Annotated in this window: 16 protein-coding genes; 15 read left to right on the top strand and 1 reads right to left on the bottom strand. The window is 65.1% G+C overall.

From position 1 onward, the window contains the following. The first annotated feature begins 52 nt into the window (after window positions 1–52). The 7 genes from FAZ97_RS15055 to FAZ97_RS15025 all read left to right on the top strand — a co-directional run bounded on the left by FAZ97_RS15055 (window position 53) and on the right by FAZ97_RS15025 (window position 7,126). Window positions 53–2,854 (top strand): monovalent cation/H+ antiporter subunit A, encoded by a 2,802-nt coding sequence (locus FAZ97_RS15055; protein ID WP_158759287.1) that lies wholly within the window; start codon window positions 53–55, stop codon window positions 2,852–2,854. Beyond that, window positions 2,854–3,207: a Na+/H+ antiporter subunit C gene (locus FAZ97_RS15050; RefSeq protein WP_158759286.1), complete on the top strand. Its 354-nt coding sequence runs from the start codon at window positions 2,854–2,856 to the stop codon at window positions 3,205–3,207. Before FAZ97_RS15055 ends, FAZ97_RS15050 begins: the two co-directional genes overlap by 1 nt. After that, a complete protein-coding gene (locus FAZ97_RS15045) occupies window positions 3,204–4,868 on the top strand; it encodes a monovalent cation/H+ antiporter subunit D (RefSeq protein ID WP_158759285.1) in 1,665 nt (554 codons plus the stop codon). Before FAZ97_RS15050 ends, FAZ97_RS15045 begins: the two co-directional genes overlap by 4 nt. A 1-nt stretch (window position 4,869) precedes the next feature. Further along, entirely contained in the window at window positions 4,870–5,364 is a 495-nt protein-coding gene (locus tag FAZ97_RS15040; protein WP_158759284.1) for a Na+/H+ antiporter subunit E, read from the top strand. Then, the gene (locus FAZ97_RS15035; protein ID WP_069261755.1) at window positions 5,358–5,633 is read left to right on the top strand and encodes a K+/H+ antiporter subunit F; all 276 of its coding nucleotides are present in this window, start codon (window positions 5,358–5,360) and stop codon (window positions 5,631–5,633) included. Before FAZ97_RS15040 ends, FAZ97_RS15035 begins: the two co-directional genes overlap by 7 nt. 12 nt (window positions 5,634–5,645) lie before the next feature. Further along, on the top strand, window positions 5,646–6,044 hold the full coding sequence (locus FAZ97_RS15030) for a Na+/H+ antiporter subunit G (RefSeq protein ID WP_158759283.1): 399 nt from the start codon (window positions 5,646–5,648) through the stop codon (window positions 6,042–6,044). 290 nt (window positions 6,045–6,334) lie between these two features. Next, on the top strand, window positions 6,335–7,126 hold the full coding sequence (locus FAZ97_RS15025; protein WP_158759282.1) for a DUF4397 domain-containing protein: 792 nt from the start codon (window positions 6,335–6,337) through the stop codon (window positions 7,124–7,126). A gap of 52 nt (window positions 7,127–7,178) precedes the next feature. Here the strand turns inward: FAZ97_RS15025 and FAZ97_RS15020 are convergent, their stop codons facing one another. After that, window positions 7,179–8,087, bottom strand: coding sequence for a LysR family transcriptional regulator (locus tag FAZ97_RS15020; RefSeq protein WP_158759281.1), 909 nt, complete (start codon window positions 8,085–8,087; stop codon window positions 7,179–7,181). A 147-nt stretch (window positions 8,088–8,234) separates the two neighbouring features. On the opposite strand from FAZ97_RS15020, the gene FAZ97_RS15015 reads away from it, so the two are divergent. The 8 genes from FAZ97_RS15015 to FAZ97_RS14980 all read left to right on the top strand — a co-directional run bounded on the left by FAZ97_RS15015 (window position 8,235) and on the right by FAZ97_RS14980 (window position 17,933). Next, a complete protein-coding gene (locus FAZ97_RS15015; protein ID WP_158759280.1) occupies window positions 8,235–10,358 on the top strand; it encodes a 3-hydroxyacyl-CoA dehydrogenase NAD-binding domain-containing protein in 2,124 nt (707 codons plus the stop codon). Between the two features lie 14 nt (window positions 10,359–10,372). Continuing rightward, on the top strand, window positions 10,373–11,569 hold the full coding sequence (locus FAZ97_RS15010) for an acyl-CoA dehydrogenase family protein (RefSeq protein ID WP_158759279.1): 1,197 nt from the start codon (window positions 10,373–10,375) through the stop codon (window positions 11,567–11,569). Between the two features lie 10 nt (window positions 11,570–11,579). Then, a complete protein-coding gene (locus FAZ97_RS15005) occupies window positions 11,580–12,716 on the top strand; it encodes an acyl-CoA dehydrogenase family protein (protein WP_158759278.1) in 1,137 nt (378 codons plus the stop codon). Between the two features lie 64 nt (window positions 12,717–12,780). Beyond that, complete coding sequence (locus FAZ97_RS15000; RefSeq protein ID WP_158759277.1) at window positions 12,781–13,995, top strand: CaiB/BaiF CoA transferase family protein; 1,215 nt, start codon at window positions 12,781–12,783, stop codon at window positions 13,993–13,995. A gap of 23 nt (window positions 13,996–14,018) precedes the next feature. After that, window positions 14,019–14,768, top strand: a complete 750-nt coding sequence (locus tag FAZ97_RS14995; protein ID WP_158759276.1) for an electron transfer flavoprotein subunit beta/FixA family protein — start codon at window positions 14,019–14,021, stop codon at window positions 14,766–14,768. Window positions 14,769–14,782: 14 nt separating this feature from the next. Next, window positions 14,783–15,718, top strand: coding sequence for an electron transfer flavoprotein subunit alpha/FixB family protein (locus FAZ97_RS14990; RefSeq protein ID WP_158759275.1), 936 nt, complete (start codon window positions 14,783–14,785; stop codon window positions 15,716–15,718). 203 nt (window positions 15,719–15,921) lie between these two features. After that, a complete protein-coding gene (locus FAZ97_RS14985; RefSeq protein ID WP_158759274.1) occupies window positions 15,922–16,245 on the top strand; it encodes a DUF485 domain-containing protein in 324 nt (107 codons plus the stop codon). After that, a complete protein-coding gene (locus FAZ97_RS14980) occupies window positions 16,242–17,933 on the top strand; it encodes a cation acetate symporter (RefSeq protein WP_158759273.1) in 1,692 nt (563 codons plus the stop codon). Before FAZ97_RS14985 ends, FAZ97_RS14980 begins: the two co-directional genes overlap by 4 nt. Window positions 17,934–18,073 lie beyond the last annotated feature (140 nt).

Raw genomic sequence — 18,073 nt, 5'->3', positions numbered from 1 at the left:
GAACTGCGGCGCGCCGGCTCGGCGCCCTGCCGGATTCACGGGGGAGTGTCGAATGGCAATGGGGTGGCTCGTCGTATTACCGTTCGTCGCCGCGGCGCTCGTCGTGTTCGCGCGGCGTCACGCGCCTGCCGCCGGCACCTGGATCGCCTTCGCGGCCGCGCTCATCGGCCTCGGGATGCTCGGCAGCGAACGCGTGGGCATGGCCACCCACGGCGTGCTGTACTGGCAAGCCGACTGGATCCCGCAGCTCGGCCTCTCCTTCGCACTACGTCTGGACGGCCTTTCGTTCATGTTCGCGCTGCTCGTGCTCGCGATCGGCCTGCTCGTGTTCATCTACGCGCGCTACTATCTCGCGGGCAGCGAGTCGCTGCCGCGTCTTTACGCGCTGCTGCTGCTCTTCATGGGCGCGATGCTCGGCGTCGTGCTATCGGACAACCTGTTGCTGCTCGTGATCTTCTGGGAACTCACGAGCATCGTGTCGTTCCTGCTGATCGGCTTCTGGCCGTCGCGCCCCGAAGCGCGGCGCGGTGCGCGCATGGCGCTCACCATCACGGGCGCTGGCGGCCTGGCGCTATTGGCCGCCGTGCTGCTGCTCGGCCACGTGTGCGGCAGCTATGACCTCGACGTCGTGCTCGCGCATGCGGGCTTCGTGCAGCGCGATCCGCTGTATCCCGCCATTCTCCTGCTCATTCTTTTCGCGGCCTGCACGAAGTCGGCGCAGTTCCCGTTCCACTTCTGGCTGCCGCATGCCATGTCGGCGCCCACGCCCGTATCCGCCTACCTGCATTCGGCGACGATGGTGAAGGCCGGTATCTTCCTGATCGCGCGCTTTTACCCCGTGCTCGAAGGGACCGACTGGTTCTTCTACGTGACGAGCCTGATCGGCCTCGTCACGCTCACGGGCGGCGCGGCCATGGCGCTCGTGCAGCGCGATCTCAAGGGGCTGCTCGCGTATTCGACCATCAGCCATCTCGGGCTGATCGTGCTGCTATTCGGCCTCGACACGCAACTGTCCACGGTCGCCGCGCTCTTTCATACCTTCAATCACGCGGTATTCAAGGCCTCGCTGTTCATGGCCGCGGGCATCATCGACCATGAAACGGGCACGCGCGATCTCGGCCGTCTGCGCGGACTGCGCCGCTTCATGCCGCATACCGCCGCGCTCGCCGCCGTGGCGTCGCTCGCCATGGCGGGCGTCCCGCTGCTCAACGGCTTCCTCTCGAAGGAAATGTTCTTTGGCGAAACGCTCGCGCAAGGACTGCTCGGCGACTTCAACTGGATCATTCCCGCGCTCGCCGTCATTGCGGCGGGACTCTCGGTGGCGTACTCGCTGCGCTTCGTGTGGGGCGTGTTCTTCGACGGCGAAACGCCGCACGACCTGCCGCACTACCCGCCGCACGAGCCGCCGCGCTTCATGAAGCTGCCTGTCGAGATTCTCGTCGTGATCTGTTTGCTCGTGGGGCTCGTGCCTGAGCAGACCATTGGCAAGATGCTCGAATCCGCAGCGTGGTTCGCATTGGGCGGCGTCGTGCCCACTTACAGCCTGAGCTTGTGGCACGGGTTCAATCTGCCGCTGCAGATGAGTTGCGTGTCGTTCGTGGGCGGGGCCCTGCTGTTCTTCTATCGCCGCGATGCGTTCCGCCATCATCGTTCGGTGCTCTCCGAAATGAACGCGAGCGAAGGCTTCGACCGTCTCGTGCAGCAGCTCGAAAAGGCCGCGGGCGTCGTGGTGAATCTCTTCGAAACGCGTTCGCTGCCGGCCTATCTCGCGTGGATGATCGCGGCGATGCTGATCGTGCCCGGCGCGGCGCTGCTCGCGCTGCCGTCGCTCGACGGCGCGTATCGCTCGGCGCCGCTCGACGCGATGACGCTCGTCGGCCTCGTGCTGATGGCGCTGCTGGCGGTGGGTGTAGTCCTCGTGCGCGCCAATACGCTCTATGCCCTCGTGATGCTGAGCACGTGCGGGCTGCTCGTCACGCTGGCGTTCGTGCGTTTTTCCGCGCCGGACCTCGCACTCACGCAGATCTCCGTGGAAGTGGTCACCGTGCTGCTGCTCGTGCTCGCCATCTACTTTTTGCCCGTCGTGCAGCGCGCGGAAGAGCCTCCCATCACGCGCGCGCGCAATGTGGTGCTCGCACTCGCGGGCGGCGCGCTGATCGGGGGCGTAGCGTACGCGGTGATGACGCGCGCGCCCATCGACGGCATCGGCCAGTTCTTTCTTGCGAACGCGCTGCCGGGCAGCGGCGGCCACAATGTCGTGAACGTGATCCTCGTGGATTTCCGTGGCTTCGACACGATGGTCGAGATCAGCGTGCTGGTGGTCGCGGGGCTCGCCGTGAAGGCGCTGCTGCGTGGCCTGCGACTGAAGTCGCCGGACACCGGGCCTGCCGGCCTGCCGTGGTCGTCGCAATCGCATCCATTGCTGCTCGCCATTCTCGCGCGCCTCATGCTGCCGCTCACCGTACTCGTCGCCGTGTTCATCTTCTTGCGCGGCCACAATCTGCCGGGCGGCGGCTTCATCGCCTCGCTCGTGATCTCCATTGCGCTCCTGCTGCAATACGTGGCGAGCGGCGTGCTGTGGACCGAGTCGCGCATCCGCATCAACTACCGCGCGCTCGCGGGTCTCGGCATTCTCGTTGCGGCCGCAACGGGCGTAGGAGCGATCGTGCTCGGCCAGCCCTTCCTCACGAGCGCTTTCGGCCATCTGCATGTGCCGCTGATCGGCGAAATCGAACTGAGCACGGCCATGCTGTTCGACCTCGGCGTGCTGGGCGCCGTGGTCGGCACGACGCTCACGATCGTTTCGCACCTCGGCGTGCGCGACAAAGACATGCAATCCGTGGAGAAAAGCTGATGGAAGCCGCCTTCGCCATTACGCTCGGCGTGCTCTGCGCGAGCGGCATCTACCTGCTGCTGAGCGCGCGCGTGCTGCCGGTGATACTCGGCATCACGCTGTTCTCCTACGCGATCAACCTGTTCCTGCTCGCCATGGGGCGGCTCTCCACCGGCAAGCCGCCCGTGATCGCACCGGGCGCCCAATATGCGGACCCCGTGCCGCAGGCGCTCGTGCTCACCGCCATCGTGATCGGCTTCGCCATGACGGCCTTTACGGTCGTGCTCGCGCTGCGCGCGCTCGCGATCGACGGCACCGATCACGTCGACGGAGACAACCCGCGGCGCACCGGCCTGGAGATGCGCGGAGAATGAACCACGCTCTCATCCTCCCCATCCTCATTCCGCTTTTCGCGGCCGGCGCGATCGTTGCGCTGCCGCTGCGCGCGAAGCGCTTGCAGCGTGCGATCAACGTGATCGCCACGCTCGCGCTGCTGCCGATCGCGGTGGCGCTCGCCGAATTCGCGGCGCAGGGGCAGATTGCCAGCTACGCGCTCGGCGCGTGGCCCGCGCCGTTCGGCATCGTGCTGCAGATCGACCGGCTCGGCGCACTCATGCTCGTGCTGACCGCGCTGCTCGCGTGCTGCTGCCTGCTCGGCACGACGAGCGCCGACGCGCGGCGCGGGCGCTACTATCGCGCGCTCGTGCAGTTCGAGCTGATGGGCTTGAACGGCGCGTTTCTCGCGGGCGACCTCTTCAACCTGTTCGTCTTCTTCGAACTGCTGCTGATCGCCTCTTACGCGCTCCTGTTGCATGGCGGCGGCCGCCGCCGCGTGCGCAACGGCCTGCACTACATGCTGCTGAACCTCGTGGGCTCGTCGTTCTTCCTGATCGCGCTGGGCGTGCTCTATGGCCTCACGGGCACGCTGAACATGGCTGACATGGGCGAGCGCCTCGCGCATCTGGACGCCGCGTCCCTGCCGCTCGCGCAGTTCGCGGGCGCCATGCTCATGCTCGTATTCGGCCTCAAGGCCGCCGTGTTTCCGATGTCGTTCTGGCTGCCGCAGGCGTATCGCAGCGCAATCGGTCCGGTGGCCGCGCTATTCGCGATCATGACCAAGGTGGGCATCTACGCGATGCTGCGTTGCGACGCGCTCGTGTTCGGCGCGGCGGGCGGCGTGCTCGATGCGTTCCTGCATCACTGGGCGTGGTGGCTCGCCATTGCGACAATTATCTATGGCGCACTCGGTGCGCTTGCGGTATCGAGCCTCAAGACCACGACAGGCTTTCTCGTGCTGGTCTCTGTCGGTCTGCTGATTGCCGCCGTCACGCTGCAAACGGTGCTCGCGTGGAGCGCGCTGCTGTACTACCTCATCAGCACGACGCTGTGCACCGGCGCACTGTTCATGCTCGCCGACACACTGGAGTCCGAAGCAACCGAATCTGCGGCCGCGCCCGCAGCACTCGAAGCGCGCGAGCCCGCCTCGCTCGAATCGCTCGACGACGCCAGCGCGCCGGCCATCACGCCCGAAGCGGATGGCGAGCCGGTCGCAACGCCCTCCAGCGCAGCGGTCCCTGAAAAGCATCCCGCGCCTTGGCCCTCGAACCTCGCCGGCGTGCTTTACCTCACGGCAGCCGTGGGCGCGGTTGGACTGCCGCCGCTCTCGGGCTTTCTCGGCAAGGCCATGGTGCTCGCCGCCACGCCGCTTTCACAGGCCGTCGTGCTCTGGCCCGCCGTGCTGATCGCGGGACTGCTGTCGATCGTCGCCTTGAGCCGCACAGGCACGCGTTTGCTGTGGGCGATACCCGCCGCACGCGCCTACGAAGGCGCACCCGCTGCCGCGCCGCGTGGCAGCCGCGCCAAGCTCGCCGCGTGCGCGCTGCTGCTCGCGGGCGTCGTGGCCGCAACGGTGTTTGCCGGTCCGCTCAAGCAGTATCTCGACGCTACCGCCGCGCAGTTGCTCGATCGCGAAGCCTACGTTCACGCGATCCTCTCCGCGCAGCCAGCGCAAACATCACAGGGCGGAGGAAGCTGACATGCTCAAGCGGCTCTTTCCGCACCCGTGGCTCACGATCGTGCTGCTCGTCTGCTGGGTGTTGCTGATGAACGACGCAACGCCTGGCAACCTGCTGCTTGGCTTCGTACTCGGCACCGTCATCGCTTTCGCCGTGGGCGAAGGGCTGTGGCTCGCGCCCGTGCGCTTCGGCAAGCCGTGGCTGCTCGTGCGGCTCCTCTGGCACGTGCTATACGACATCCTCGTGGCGAATCTCGAAGTCGCGCTGCTCGTGCTCGGCCCGATGAAACGCCTGCGCCCGGCCTTCATCGAAGTGCCGCTCGACAGCACGCACGAAATCGCGCTTGCGGCGCTCATCAGCATCGTCTCGCTGAGTCCGGGCACGCTGTGCGCCGAACTCTCCGACGACCGCACGCGCCTCATCGTCCACGTGCTCGATCTCGAAGACGAAGCCGCGCTCGTCGCCCTGATCAAGTCCCGTTACGAAGCCCCGCTCATGGAGATCTTCGCATGTTAGCCATCGTCATTCCGGTGTCGTTCGCCATTCTCGGGCTCGCGTTCCTGCTCACGCTCGTGCGCCTCGTGCGCGGGCCCTCGCTGCCCGACCGCCTCGTCGCGCTCGACACCCTCAATATCAACGCGATCGCGCTGATCGTCGTCTACGGCATCATGCTGCGCTCCACAGTCTTTTTCGAAATCGCGCTGCTCATCGCAGTGATGGGGTTCGTCGCGACCGTCGCGTTCACGAAGTACCTGCAGCGCGGCGACATCATCGAACTGAATTAGGGCGAGCTCGTCATGCAAACCGTCATCGAAGCGATTGTCTGTGTGCTGCTCCTGCTCGGCAGCCTGTTCACGCTGATCGGCGCGATAGGCCTCGCGCGTCTGCCCGACTTTTATATGCGCCTGCACGGGCCGACCAAATCGACCACGCTGGGCGTGGGCGGTGTCGTGCTCGCTTCCGTGGTCTACTTCAGCGCGCACAACAATTTCGCGAGCCTGCACGAAGTGCTGATACCCGCGTTCCTGTTTCTGACCGCGCCGATCAGCGCACACATGCTCACGAAGGCCGGGATCCAGCAACGCGTGGCTGTCTCGTCCGTTACGCGCGGCAGGCCGGATGCCACCGTCACGCGTGCAAACAGCGAACATGCGCAAGACGCGAACCCGGACAGCAACGCTGCACACGACGCCTGAACTCCGGCGCGTAAATTCACGCCGGCAAAAGCGGCTGTCGAACGTTGTAAAGGTCGCGCGCGCCACACATCACGCTGGCGCCTGACTGCATCGCACTCGCCCTCTCCTCATCCCGTTGCACACGCAATCACCGCGTCGCTCGCAACGCGCGGCACACCAATTGCTGATTGTGTTCGCTCCCGATGGAACATCGCACCGCCGTCACGGCGCGCGAACGGGCGCAAAAACAATGCGCGGCCGCAATCGAGGCCGTACACCGTGCAGCCTGAACGAAACAGATGAGGTGAACAATGAAGACGATACGCACCCTGCTCGCGTTGGCGAGCGCGGCAGCCCTGCTCTCGGCATGCGGCGGCGGCAGCAGCAGCAACGATGTCGGCAAGGAACTCGGCTTGCAGAACCCCGAAATCCATTTTGTGCATGCCCTGCCGGGCGGCCCGAACGTCGATTTCCTCGTGAACGGCAGCGCGTTGCAGACGAATATCGCGTACAAACAGGTGACGAACTTCGCCAACATCAACACCGGCAACACGACCGTTTCGTATGCGAGCACCGGCACGACCACGGCGATTGCGAGCGGCAACTTCCCCGACGTGGCGAAGGGTCATGAGTACACCGTGCTCGCGTTGCCCGCGCTCACGGGCGGCGACATCGGTCTGATCGACGATCCGTTCGACAAGGGCCTGCTTTCCAGCAGCGCACGCCTGCGCGCGTTCAACGCCACCGTCAACGCGCAGAACCTCGACATTTACATCGTCGCGCCCGGCACGGATATCAACACCGTGCAGCCGACGTTGGCGGCCGTGGGATACAAGAACGCCGTGCCCGCGAGCGGCCAGGATTCGATCTACATGAACGGCGGCAACTACGTGGCGATCGTGACGACGGCGGGCAGCAAGACAGCGATCTACGAGTCGGCTTCGTTCAATCTCGCGAACAACGCGGACTGGCTCATTACGACCGTGCCGATCTCGGGTACGCTTTCGCAACTACTGCCGGGGCAGATTCACCTGCTCGTCGCACAGGGTGGCAACACCGCTCAACCGGCCGTGGAGTACAGCAACACGCTCACAGGTCAATAATTCGTTGCGCATGCAACCGGCGCGGCGGGCGCAGGGGTGCTATACACACCGCTTACGCATCCGCGCCGCGCCCGGTCTTGCGCGCCTCGCCCAGTACGTAATCGATGAAGGTGGACGCCGCGCGCGTGTGATGCCGGTTCGGCATGTAGAGCATATACATGTGCGTGCCGAAAATGCTCAAGCGCCAGGCATCGAGCGACGTGACCGCGGCGCCCTGGCGAATGTCGTCGTGCATCACATAGTCGGGCACGATACCCACGCCGAGCCCCGCCAGAATCGACTGGCGCAAAAATAGAAAGTTTTCCGAAATGATCGAAGGCTCGAGCAGCACTTCGTGCCGATCGTCCTTCAGATAGCCCGCCAGGCGCAATTGCCGCCCCACCACCGTTGCCGTGATGACGGGTGCGCGCGCGAGATCTTCCAGCGTTTGCGGCATGCCGTGTCTTTCGGCCCACTCGGTACACGCGCACGCGATGTACTTCACCGGCCCCATGTCGCGCGCCACAAGGTTCTGCGGCGGCTCGTGCATCACGCGCACGGCGATATCCACTTCGTCGCGCAGCAGGTCCTCCACGCGATTTTCGAACATCACGTCGAGCACGATGCCGGGGTACATGCGCTTGAACTGGATGAGCCAGTCCGACATGACGAGCTGCCCGTAGCCGCTCGGCACCGAAAGCCGCACGCGCCCCTGCAGGCTCTGGCCGAGGGTGGAGACCGACTCGCGCGCGGCGAGCAGCGCGTTCTGGATCGCCCGGCCGTGTTCGTAGAGCTTCAGGCCGATTTCGGTCGGCTCGACGCGGCGCGTCGTGCGGCGCACGAGCTGCAGGCCGATCGACTTCTCCAGGTGGTTGAGGTGGTAGCTGACGTTCGCGCGGCTCATCTTGAGCCGGCGCGCCGCCTCGCTCAGGTTGCCCGCGTCGAGAATCTCGACGAGCAGGGTCAGCGCATTGACGTCCATGGCACTTCCACTGTCAAAGATATTTTGACAGTCTGTCAACGAGCGATGGGATTGTCAATTGCCCCTGACGCGCTGAGAATCGACGCGAACATGAAACACAACCGTCTGGCTCGCCAGTCCGGCCCTCATTATGGAGACAGCACCCCCATGGCATCCGATCCCGTGAACGCCTCCCCCGTCACTCATGAACTGCGCGGCAAGGTGCTGCTCGTCACCGTCGACAACCCGCCCGTCAACGCACTGGGCGTGGACGTGCGCCGCGGCCTCGCGGCCGCCATCGAGCATGCCGAAGCGAACGACGCCGTGCAGGCCGTGCTGATCGTCGGCGCGGGGCGCAATTTCATCGCCGGCGCGGACATTCGGGAGTTCGGCAAGCCGCCGCTGCCGCCCGCGCTGCCCGATGTGTGCAACCGCATCGAGGCGTGCCACAAGCCGGTGATCGCCGCCATTCACGGCGCGGCGCTCGGCGGCGGCCTCGAAGTGGCGCTCGCGGCGCACTACCGCCTGGCCGTGGCCGGCGCGAAACTCGGCCTGCCGGAAGTCCAGTTGGGCCTCTTGCCCGGCGCAGGCGGCACGCAGCGCACGCCGCGCCTGATCGGCGCCGAAGCCGCGCTTTCGCTCATGCTGAGCGGCCGTCACGCGAGCGCGCAGGAAGCGCACAAGCTCGGCCTCGTCGATCGCGTGGGCGCAAGCGACGACATTCTCGCCGAAGGCCTCGCCTACGCGCAGGAACTGCTCGCCAGCCATGCGCACGTGCGCCGCACGCGCGACGCTCAGGCGCTCGCGGACCGCGCGCAGGCGCAAGCCGCAATCGACGCCGCGCGCGCCGACACGGCGAAGAAGTCGCGTGGTCTCTTCTCGCCGCTGAAGATCGTCGATTGCGTGCAGGCCGCGCTCGATCTTTCGTTCGACGAAGGCCTGCGCTTTGAGCGCAAACAGTTCCTCGAATGCCTCGAAAGCCCGCAGCGCGCGGGCCTCGTGCACGCCTTCTTCGCCGAGCGCGAAGTGCAGAAAGCCCCTGAAACGAAGAGCGCGAAACCGCGCGCGATCGAAACCGTCGGTGTGATCGGCGGCGGCACGATGGGCGCGGGCATTGCCGTGGCCGTGCTCGACGCGGGCCTGCCCGTGACGATGATCGAGCGCGACGACGCCTCGCTCGCGCGCGGCCGCGCGCATGTGGAGAAGGTCTACGACGGCCTCATCGCCAAGGGCCGCATGAAGCCCGAGGCGAAAGCGCAGATCCTCGCGCGCTTCAATGGCAGCACCTCGTACGATGCGCTTGCGAACACCGACCTCGTGATCGAAGCCGTGTTCGAGGACATGGCCGTGAAACAGGCCGTGTTCGCCGAACTGGACCGCGTGTGCAAACCCGGCGCCGTGCTCGCGACCAACACGTCGTATCTCGACATCGACGCCATCGCGGCCAGCATCAAACGCCCGCAGGACGTGGTGGGCCTGCACTTCTTCTCGCCCGCCAACATCATGAAGCTGCTCGAAATCGTGGTGCCGAAGCAGGTGAGCGCCGATGTGGTCGCCACGGCATTCGAGCTGGCGAAGAAACTGCGCAAGGTGCCGGTGCGCGCAGGCGTGTGCGACGGCTTCATCGGCAATCGCATTCTCGCGGTGTTCCGCACCGCTGCGGATCATCTGATGGAAGACGGCGCTTCGCCGTATCAGATCGACAAGGCCGTACGCGACTTCGGCTTTCCGATGGGCCCGTACCAGGTGGTCGATCTCGCGGGCGGCGACATTGGCTGGGCCACGCGCAAACGCCGCGCCGCCACGCGCGACCCGAAGGCGCGCTATGTCCAGATCGCCGACCGCATTTGCGAGCGCGGCTGGTTCGGTCAGAAGACGGGCCGCGGCTTCTACCTCTACCCCGAAGGCGCACGCACGGGCACGCCCGACCCCGAAGTCGAATCGATCATTCGCAGCGAGCGCGAGCGCGCCGGCATCGAGCCGCGCAGCTTCAGCGACGAAGAGATCATGCGCCGCTACATGGCCGCGATGGTGAACGAAGGCGCGAACGTCGTGTTCGAGAAGATCGCGCTGCGTCCGCTCGACGTGGACGTCACACTGCTCTACGGCTACGGTTTCCCGCGCTATCGCGGCGGCCCGATGAAGTACGCCGATACCGTGGGCCTCGCCAACGTGCTCGCCGATATCCGCGAGTACGCGAAGGAAGATCCACTGTTCTGGCGTCCTTCGCCGCTGCTCGTCGACCTCGTGGAGCGCGGCGAGAATTTCGCGAGCCTCAATCAATCGGCTTAAAGGAGTCATTACACATGGATCTGAAATTCACCGCCGACGAAGAGGCGTTTCGCAGCGAAGTGCTCGCATTCCTGAAAGAGCGCCTGCCGCAGCGCCTCGCGAACAAGGTGAGCAGCGGCCGGCACCTCACGCGCGACGACATGGCGCAATGGCACGCCATCCTCCACGAAAAAGGCTGGCTCGCCAATCACTGGCCACAGGAATACGGCGGCCCCGGCTGGAGCGCCGTGCAGAAGTTCATCTTCGAGAACGAATGCGCGATTGCCGGCGCGCCGCGCATCGTACCGTTCGGCGTGAACATGCTTGGGCCCGTGCTCATCAAGTACGCCAGCGAGGCGCAAAAGCGCTACTGGCTGCCGCGCATTCTCGACGGCTCGGACTGGTGGTGCCAGGGCTATTCGGAACCGGGCGCGGGTTCGGACCTCGCCTCGCTGCGCACCACGGCGGTTCGCCAGGGCGACCACTACGTGGTGAACGGCCAGAAGACGTGGACCACGCTCGGCCACTACGCGAACATGATCTTCTGCCTCGTGCGCACCGCCACCGACGTGCGCAAGCAGGAAGGCATCAGCTTCCTGCTGATCGACATGAACACGCCGGGCATCGAGGTTCGCCCCATCGTCACGCTCGACGGCGAACATGAGGTAAACGAAGTGTTCTTCACCGACGTGCGTGTGCCGGTCGAGAATCTGGTCGGCGAAGAGAACAAGGGCTGGACCTACGCGAAATATCTGCTCACGTACGAGCGCACGAACATTGCGGGCGTGGGCTTTTCGGTGGCGGCACTCGCGCGTCTGAAGCGCGCCGCGCAGAAAATCACGCGCAACGGCAAGCCGCTCGCGGAAGATCCACCGTTCGCCACGCGTCTGGCGAAAGTCGAGATCGATCTGGAGAACATGAAGACGACGAACCTGCGCGTAATCGCGGCCGTCGCGGGCGGCGGCGTGCCCGGTGCGGAAAGCTCGATGCTGAAGATTCGCGGCACCGAGATCCGCCAGGAGATTTCCTCGCTGCTGCGCCGCGCGATGGGGCCGTATGCAGCGCCGTTCGTCGAGGAAGCGCTCGAGGAAGGCTATGCAGGCGAGGCAATCGGCCCGGACGACGCCGCCAGCGCCGCCGCGCAGTACTTCAACAACCGCAAGCTGTCGATTTTCGGCGGCTCCAACGAAATTCAGAAGAACATCATCTCCAAGATGATTCTCGGTCTTTGAGAGGCACGCCATGGACTTCCAGCACACAGAAGACCGCCGCATGCTTGCGGATACGCTCAATCGCTTCATTGCGGAGCAATACGGTTTCCCTACGCGCGATACAATCGCGCGCTCCACGGAAGGCTTTAGCGCCGACATGTGGCAGCGCTTCGCCGAACTCGGCGTGATCGGCGCGCTGTTCGACGAAGCCGATGGCGGCTTTGGCGGCGCGGGCTTCGATATCGCCGTGGTGTTCGAGGCGCTCGGGCGCGGCCTCGTGGTCGAGCCGTTCCTCGATACGCTGATCGTTGGCCGCGCGCTCGCCCATGCGGGCAGCGAGGCGCAGCGCGCGCGCATTGCGTCGTTCATCGAGGGTTCGCAAATCGCCGCGCTCGCGCACGACGAGCCGGGCTCGCATTACGAGGACGCGCGCGTGACGACGCGTGCGGAAAAAAGCGGCGATGGCTGGGTGCTGCAAGGCGCGAAAGGCGTCGTGCAGCTTGCGGAACACGCCGACGTGCTGCTCGTTTCAGCACGCACCTCGGGCAATGAATTCGACGAAGCGGGCCTCTCCCTCTTTCTCGTGCCGCGCAATGCGACGGGTGTAAGCGTGCGTGGCTACGGCAAGATCGACGGCGGCCGCGCAGCGGAAGTGACGCTCGACAATGTGAAGGTGAACGCCGACGCGCTCGTCGGCACGACAGGCAGCGGCTTCGCGACGCTCGAACACGCACGCGGCTACGGCATCGTGGCGCTCGCGTCGGAAGCCGTGGGCGCGATGGATATCGCACGCGACTTCACGCTCGAATACCTGCGCACACGCAAGCAGTTCGGCATGCCCCTCGGCAGCTTCCAGGCGTTGCAGCATCGTATGGCGGACGTGCTGCTCGAAATCGAGCAGGCGCGCTCGGCGGTCATCAACGCTGCAGCGGCCATCGACGCACCGCGCGCGCAACGCGAGCGTGCGCTTTCGGCGGCGAAGTACACGATCGGACGCATTGGCGCGCACGTGGCCGAAGAAGCGATCCAGCTGCATGGCGGCATCGGCATGACGTGGGAATTGCCGCTCGCGCACTATGCAAAGCGGCTCGTGATGATCGATCATCAACTCGGCGACGAGGATCATCATCTCGCGCGCTACATCGCATTGGGGCGTGAGGCAGCTTGAGCCATAAACGGGGCGGGCGCGAACCGCAGCCCCGACAACGAACACGAACCAGGAGTGCCTGTCGATGCAGACGGACAAAAGCAGCTTGCCACTATCGGGCGTGCGCGTACTCGATCTTTCGCGCGTGCTGGCCGGGCCATGGAGCGCGATGGTGCTCGGCGACCTCGGCGCCGAAGTCATCAAGATCGAGCATCCCGACCGCGGCGACGACACGCGCGACTGGGGTGTGCGAGTCGGCAAAACCGAGACGGCGTATTTCAACAGCGTGAACCGCAACAAGCGTTCGATCACGCTCGATCTGCAAACGCCCGAGGCCCAGCAGATCGTGCGCGACCTGGCGAAGCACAGCGACATCGTCGTGCAGAACTTCAAGTTCGGCGGCGCGGAAAAGCTCGGGCTCGGCTACGAGCAGTTGAGCGCGGAGAACCCGCGCCTCATCTATTGCTCGATTTCGGGCTACGACCGCACCGGACCGGAAGCCAAACGCCCCGGCTACGACCTCGTCGTGCAGGGCGAAACGGGCCTCATGGCGATGAACGGCGAAGCCGATCAGCCGCCACTCAAATTCGGCGTGGCGGCCGTGGATCTCTTCACGGGCATGTATTCCGCGCAGGCAATGCTCGCCGCGTTGTACGAGCGCGAGCGCACGGGACGCGGACGCCATATCGAAATGGCGTTGTTCGACTGCGGACTCATGATTACCGCTTACTACGGCCTCGAAGCGCTGCTGATCGGCGAAGACCCGCCGCGTTACGGCAACGCGCACCCGTCGATCGTGCCGTATGGCGTGTTCGATGCGGCCGACGGTCCGCTCGTCATCACCGTCGGCAACAACGCGCAATTCGAGCGCTTTTGCCGCGAAGTGATCGAGCGCGCCGATCTCGCCGACGACGCGCGCTACAAGACCAACATCCTGCGCGGACAGAACCGCGACACGCTCGTGCCGGAACTCACGCGCGAACTGGGCAGCCGCCCGCGCAAGCTCCTGCTCGAACGCCTCGCGCGTGCGGGCATTCCGTGCGGCGAAGTGGCGGGCTTGCGCGAAGCGCTCCTTTCGCCGCGCGCGACGCTTGGCGGGCTCGTCACGCAGCAGCCGCATCCGCATACCGAAAGCGGCACGACGCCCGTGCTCGCGCCGCCGTGGCGCTTCGATGGCGAACGCATGCCCGTGCGTCACGCGCCGCCGCAACTGGGCGAAGGCACGCAGGAGGTTCTGCAATCGCTACTCGGCTATTCAGCGGCGCAGGTGGCCGGCTTGAAGGATAAAGGCGTTATCTAGTTCCATGTGGATGGAGGCATGAAGTGAAAATACTTGTACCTGTCAAACGCGTAGTCGATTACAACGTGAAGGTTCGTGTGAAGTCGGACGGCACGGGCGTCGACATCGCCAACGTGAAGATGTCGATGAACCCGTTCGACGAAATCGCCGTGGAAGAAGCGGTGCGTCTGAAGGAAGCGGGCGTGGCGACGGAAGTCATCGCCGTTTCGGCGGGCGTGACGCAAGCGCAGGAAACGCTGCGTACGGCGCTGGCCATCGGCGCGGATCGCGCGATCCTCATCGAGTCGAACGAAGACCTGCAGTCGCTGGCTGTCGCCAAGCTGCTGAAGGCGCTGGTCGACAAGGAACAGCCGCAGCTCGTGATCCTCGGCAAGCAGGCTATCGACGACGATTCGAACCAGACCGGTCAGATGCTCGCCGCTCTCGCGAATCTGCCGCAAGCCACGTTCGCCTCGAAGGTCGTGGTTGCCGACGGCAAGGCGACCGTGTCGCGCGAAGTGGACGGCGGCGCGGAAACGCTGTCGCTCACGCTGCCCGCCGTGGTCACGACGGACCTGCGCCTGAACGAGCCGCGCTACGTCACGCTGCCGAACATCATGAAGGCGAAGAAGAAGCCCCTGGAGACGGTCAAGCCGGAAGACCTGGGCGTCGATGTCACGCCGCGTCTGAAGACGCTGAAGGTTGCCGAGCCGCCCAAGCGCAGCGCTGGCGTGAAGGTGCCGGACGTGAAGACGCTGGTCGAGAAGCTGAAGACCGAAGCCAAGGTGCTGTAAGGAGCGAGACGAAAATGACGAATCTGGTTATTGCTGAACACGACAATCACTCGATCAAGGCCGCGACGCTGAACACCGTCGCTGCAGCACAGAAGATTGGCGGCGATGTGCACGTGCTGGTCGCGGGCCACAACGCCCAGGCCGCAGCGGAAGCCGCCGCGAAGATCGCGGGCGTGGCGAAGGTGTTGCTGGCCGATGCGCCGCAACTCGAACAGGGTCTTGCTGAAAACGTCGAAGCGACGGTTGTTGCGATCGCGAAGAACTACTCGCACATCCTGGCGCCCGCAACAGCAGCGGGCAAGAACGTCACGCCGCGTATCGCCGCGAAGCTCGACGTCGCGCAGATCAGCGATATCACCGCAGTGGATTCGCCGGACACGTTCGAGCATCCGATTTACGCGGGCAATGCGATCGCGACGGTGCAATCGGTTGACCCGATCAAGGTCATCACCGTTCGCACGACGGCATTCGACGCAGTCGCGGCCGAAGGCGGCAGCGCAGCCGTCGAGAAGCTCGACGCGGCAGCGGACAGCGGTCTGACGCAGTTCGTCGGCCGTGAAGTCACGAAGCTCGACCGTCCTGAACTCACGAGCGCGAAGATCATCGTCTCGGGTGGCCGGGGTCTGGGCAGCGGCGAGAACTACACGAAGGTTCTGGAGCCGCTGGCGGACAAGCTCAACGCAGCGCTCGGCGCCTCGCGCGCGGCAGTCGATGCTGGCTACGTGCCGAACGACTACCAGGTCGGTCAGACGGGCAAGATCGTCGCGCCGCAACTGTATGTGGCAGTCGGCATCTCGGGCGCGATCCAGCATCTGGCCGGCATGAAGGACTCGAAGGTCATCGTCGCGATCAACAAGGACGAAGAAGCACCGATCTTCAGCGTGGCCGACTACGGCCTCGTGGGCGACCTGTTCACGGTCGTGCCGGAGTTGGCGAGCACGCTCGCCTGACGACGCAGCTACCGCAAGAAGCGGCGAAGACAAGCCGACAAATGCGCACCCGCCGCGGCGTCCACACGCGCCGCGGTCATTCGATAGAAACGACAACCAGGCTAGCCGCAAGTGGCATCACGCACCCGCCGAGAGCAGCACGGGGCGTGTGCGCTTGCCGCACCGAGACGGCACTGGCTGCACCACATGGAACCGGAGACACCATGACTACCCCCTCGATCGAAACGATCAAGGCGCACCCCGAATACCGGCGGCTGATTGCCGTGCGCCGGCGCTTCAGCTTCACGCTGACCGCGCTCATGATCGCGATTTACTACGGCTTCATCCTGATCGTCGCGCTCGCGCCGCATCAACTCGCGCATCCGCTCTATGCAAGCGCCACCACTAGCGTCGGCATTGTCGTGGGCGTGAGCATCATCCTGTGCGCTATCGCGCTCACCGGTCTCTATGTGCTGCGCGCCAACCGCCGCTTCGATCCGGCCATGCGCGCGCTCATCGCAAAACTCCATAACGAGGTGCCCGCATGAAGCCAGCCCGCCTCTTCTGCGCACTCGCGCTCGCGGCCGCCAGCAGCATCGCCCATGCAAACGTGCCGGCCGCCGCGGCGGCGCCCATGCCCGCGCCCCAGCACAATCCGGTGGCCATCGGCATGTTTCTGCTGTTCGTTCTCGTGACGCTCGGCATCACGCAGTGGGCCGCGCGCCGCACGCGCACCGCGCACGACTTCTACACGGGCGGCGGCGGCATCAGCGGCCTGCAGAACGGCCTGGCGATTGCGGGCGACTACATGTCCGCGGCTTCGTTCCTCGGCCTCTCGGGCATGGTGTTCATCTTCGGATTCGACGGTCTCATCTACTCGATCGGCTTTCTCGTCGGCTGGCCGTTCGTGATGTTTCTGATCGCCGAGCCGCTACGCAATCTCGGCAAGTTCACTTTCGCCGATGTGGTCGCCTATCGCTTCGAACAAGGCCCTATCCGCCTGATCACCTCAGCCAATTCGTTGATGGTCGTGATCTTCTATCTGGTCGTGCAGATGGTGGGCGCGGGCAAACTTATCGAACTGCTGTTCGGGCTCGACTACTGGATCGCCGAAATCCTCGTAGGCGTGCTGATGGTGATCTACGTGTTCTTCGGCGGCATGAAAGCCACTACGTGGGTGCAGCTCATCAAGGCGGCGCTGCTGCTGTGCGGCGCGACGTTCATGGCGGTGCTCGCGCTTGCGCACTTCGGCTTCAGCGCGAACGAGATGTTCCGCCAGGCCGTCAACGTGCACCCGGGCGCCCTGAGCATCATGGCGCCGGGCAAGCTGATCCGCGATCCGCTGAACGCGCTCTCGCTCGGTATCGCGCTGATGTTCGGCACGGCAGGCTTTCCGCATATCCTGATGCGCTTTTTCACGGTGCCTAACGCGAAAGAGGCGCGCAAGTCGGTGTTCTACGCCACGGGCTTCATTGGCTACTTCTATCTGCTCACGTTCGTGATCGGCTTCTCGGCGATCGCCCTGCTCGCCCAGCATCCCGAGTTCTTCCGCGTCGACGCAGCGGGCCACTTCAATCTCACGACCGACCTGCTCGGCGGTTCGAACATGGTGGCCGTGAAGCTCGCCCAGGCGGTGGGCGGCAACCTGTTCTACGGTTTCATCGCGGCGGTTACGTTCGCGACGATCCTCGCCGTGGTGGCAGGCCTCACGCTCTCTGGCGCCACAACGGTCTCGCACGATCTCTACGCGAGCTGGCTCGCGCGCGGACGCAAGAACGAGCATCGCGAGATGCGCATCTCGCGCGTCGCGACGCTCGTGCTCAGCGCGATTGCAATCGGACTCGGCATCCTCTTCGAGCACGCGAACGTGGCATTCCTCGTGGGTCTCGTCGCAGCCGTGGCGGCCAGCGCCAACTTCCCGATGCTCGTCATGTCGATCTTCTGGAGCGGCATGACCACGCGCGGCGCGGTTGCGGGCGGTGCGCTCGGGCTTGCCTCTTCGGTACTGCTCACGGTCTTTTCGAAGTCGGTGTGGGTCGACGTGCTCCATCACGCCCACGCCCCCGTGTTCCTCGACAATCCCGCGATCGTTTCTGTGCCGCTCGCGTTCTTCGGCATCTGGGCGGTCTCGCGCCTCGACGCCGGTGCGCGTGCCCGCAAGGAACGCGAGGCGTTCGCCGCGCAGGAATTCTACGGTCAGACCGGACTCCTGCCGATGGAAGCCGTGAAGCACTGAGGCGCTAAATCGCCTGATCGCGCAACGAAACGGGCAACGTCATGCGCGAGTCCCGCGCCCCGCAGCGTATGCATCACGTACGCTGCGGGGCGCTTTTGGCCTCCATCGTGGCGTGTGCGGTGCGCCAACACCACGGCGCG

This window comes from Paraburkholderia acidiphila, assembly GCF_009789655.1.
In the GTDB taxonomy this organism is placed as follows: Bacteria; Pseudomonadota; Gammaproteobacteria; order Burkholderiales; family Burkholderiaceae; genus Paraburkholderia; species Paraburkholderia acidiphila.
The sequence above is the reverse complement of the archived record's forward strand: the minus strand, read 5'-3'. Positions and strand labels throughout refer to the sequence as shown.

Coding starts and splice junctions, on each gene's coding strand:
- FAZ97_RS15055 (WP_158759287.1), top strand. CDS start 53: ATGGCAATGGGGTGGCTCGTCGTATTACCGTTCGTCGCCGCGGCGCTC.
- FAZ97_RS15050 (WP_158759286.1), top strand. CDS start 2,854: ATGGAAGCCGCCTTCGCCATTACGCTCGGCGTGCTCTGCGCGAGCGGC.
- FAZ97_RS15045 (WP_158759285.1), top strand. CDS start 3,204: ATGAACCACGCTCTCATCCTCCCCATCCTCATTCCGCTTTTCGCGGCC.
- FAZ97_RS15040 (WP_158759284.1), top strand. CDS start 4,870: ATGCTCAAGCGGCTCTTTCCGCACCCGTGGCTCACGATCGTGCTGCTC.
- FAZ97_RS15035 (WP_069261755.1), top strand. CDS start 5,358: ATGTTAGCCATCGTCATTCCGGTGTCGTTCGCCATTCTCGGGCTCGCG.
- FAZ97_RS15030 (WP_158759283.1), top strand. CDS start 5,646: ATGCAAACCGTCATCGAAGCGATTGTCTGTGTGCTGCTCCTGCTCGGC.
- FAZ97_RS15025 (WP_158759282.1), top strand. CDS start 6,335: ATGAAGACGATACGCACCCTGCTCGCGTTGGCGAGCGCGGCAGCCCTG.
- FAZ97_RS15020 (WP_158759281.1), bottom strand. CDS start 8,087: ATGGACGTCAATGCGCTGACCCTGCTCGTCGAGATTCTCGACGCGGGC.
- FAZ97_RS15015 (WP_158759280.1), top strand. CDS start 8,235: ATGGCATCCGATCCCGTGAACGCCTCCCCCGTCACTCATGAACTGCGC.
- FAZ97_RS15010 (WP_158759279.1), top strand. CDS start 10,373: ATGGATCTGAAATTCACCGCCGACGAAGAGGCGTTTCGCAGCGAAGTG.
- FAZ97_RS15005 (WP_158759278.1), top strand. CDS start 11,580: ATGGACTTCCAGCACACAGAAGACCGCCGCATGCTTGCGGATACGCTC.
- FAZ97_RS15000 (WP_158759277.1), top strand. CDS start 12,781: ATGCAGACGGACAAAAGCAGCTTGCCACTATCGGGCGTGCGCGTACTC.
- FAZ97_RS14990 (WP_158759275.1), top strand. CDS start 14,783: ATGACGAATCTGGTTATTGCTGAACACGACAATCACTCGATCAAGGCC.
- FAZ97_RS14985 (WP_158759274.1), top strand. CDS start 15,922: ATGACTACCCCCTCGATCGAAACGATCAAGGCGCACCCCGAATACCGG.
- FAZ97_RS14980 (WP_158759273.1), top strand. CDS start 16,242: ATGAAGCCAGCCCGCCTCTTCTGCGCACTCGCGCTCGCGGCCGCCAGC.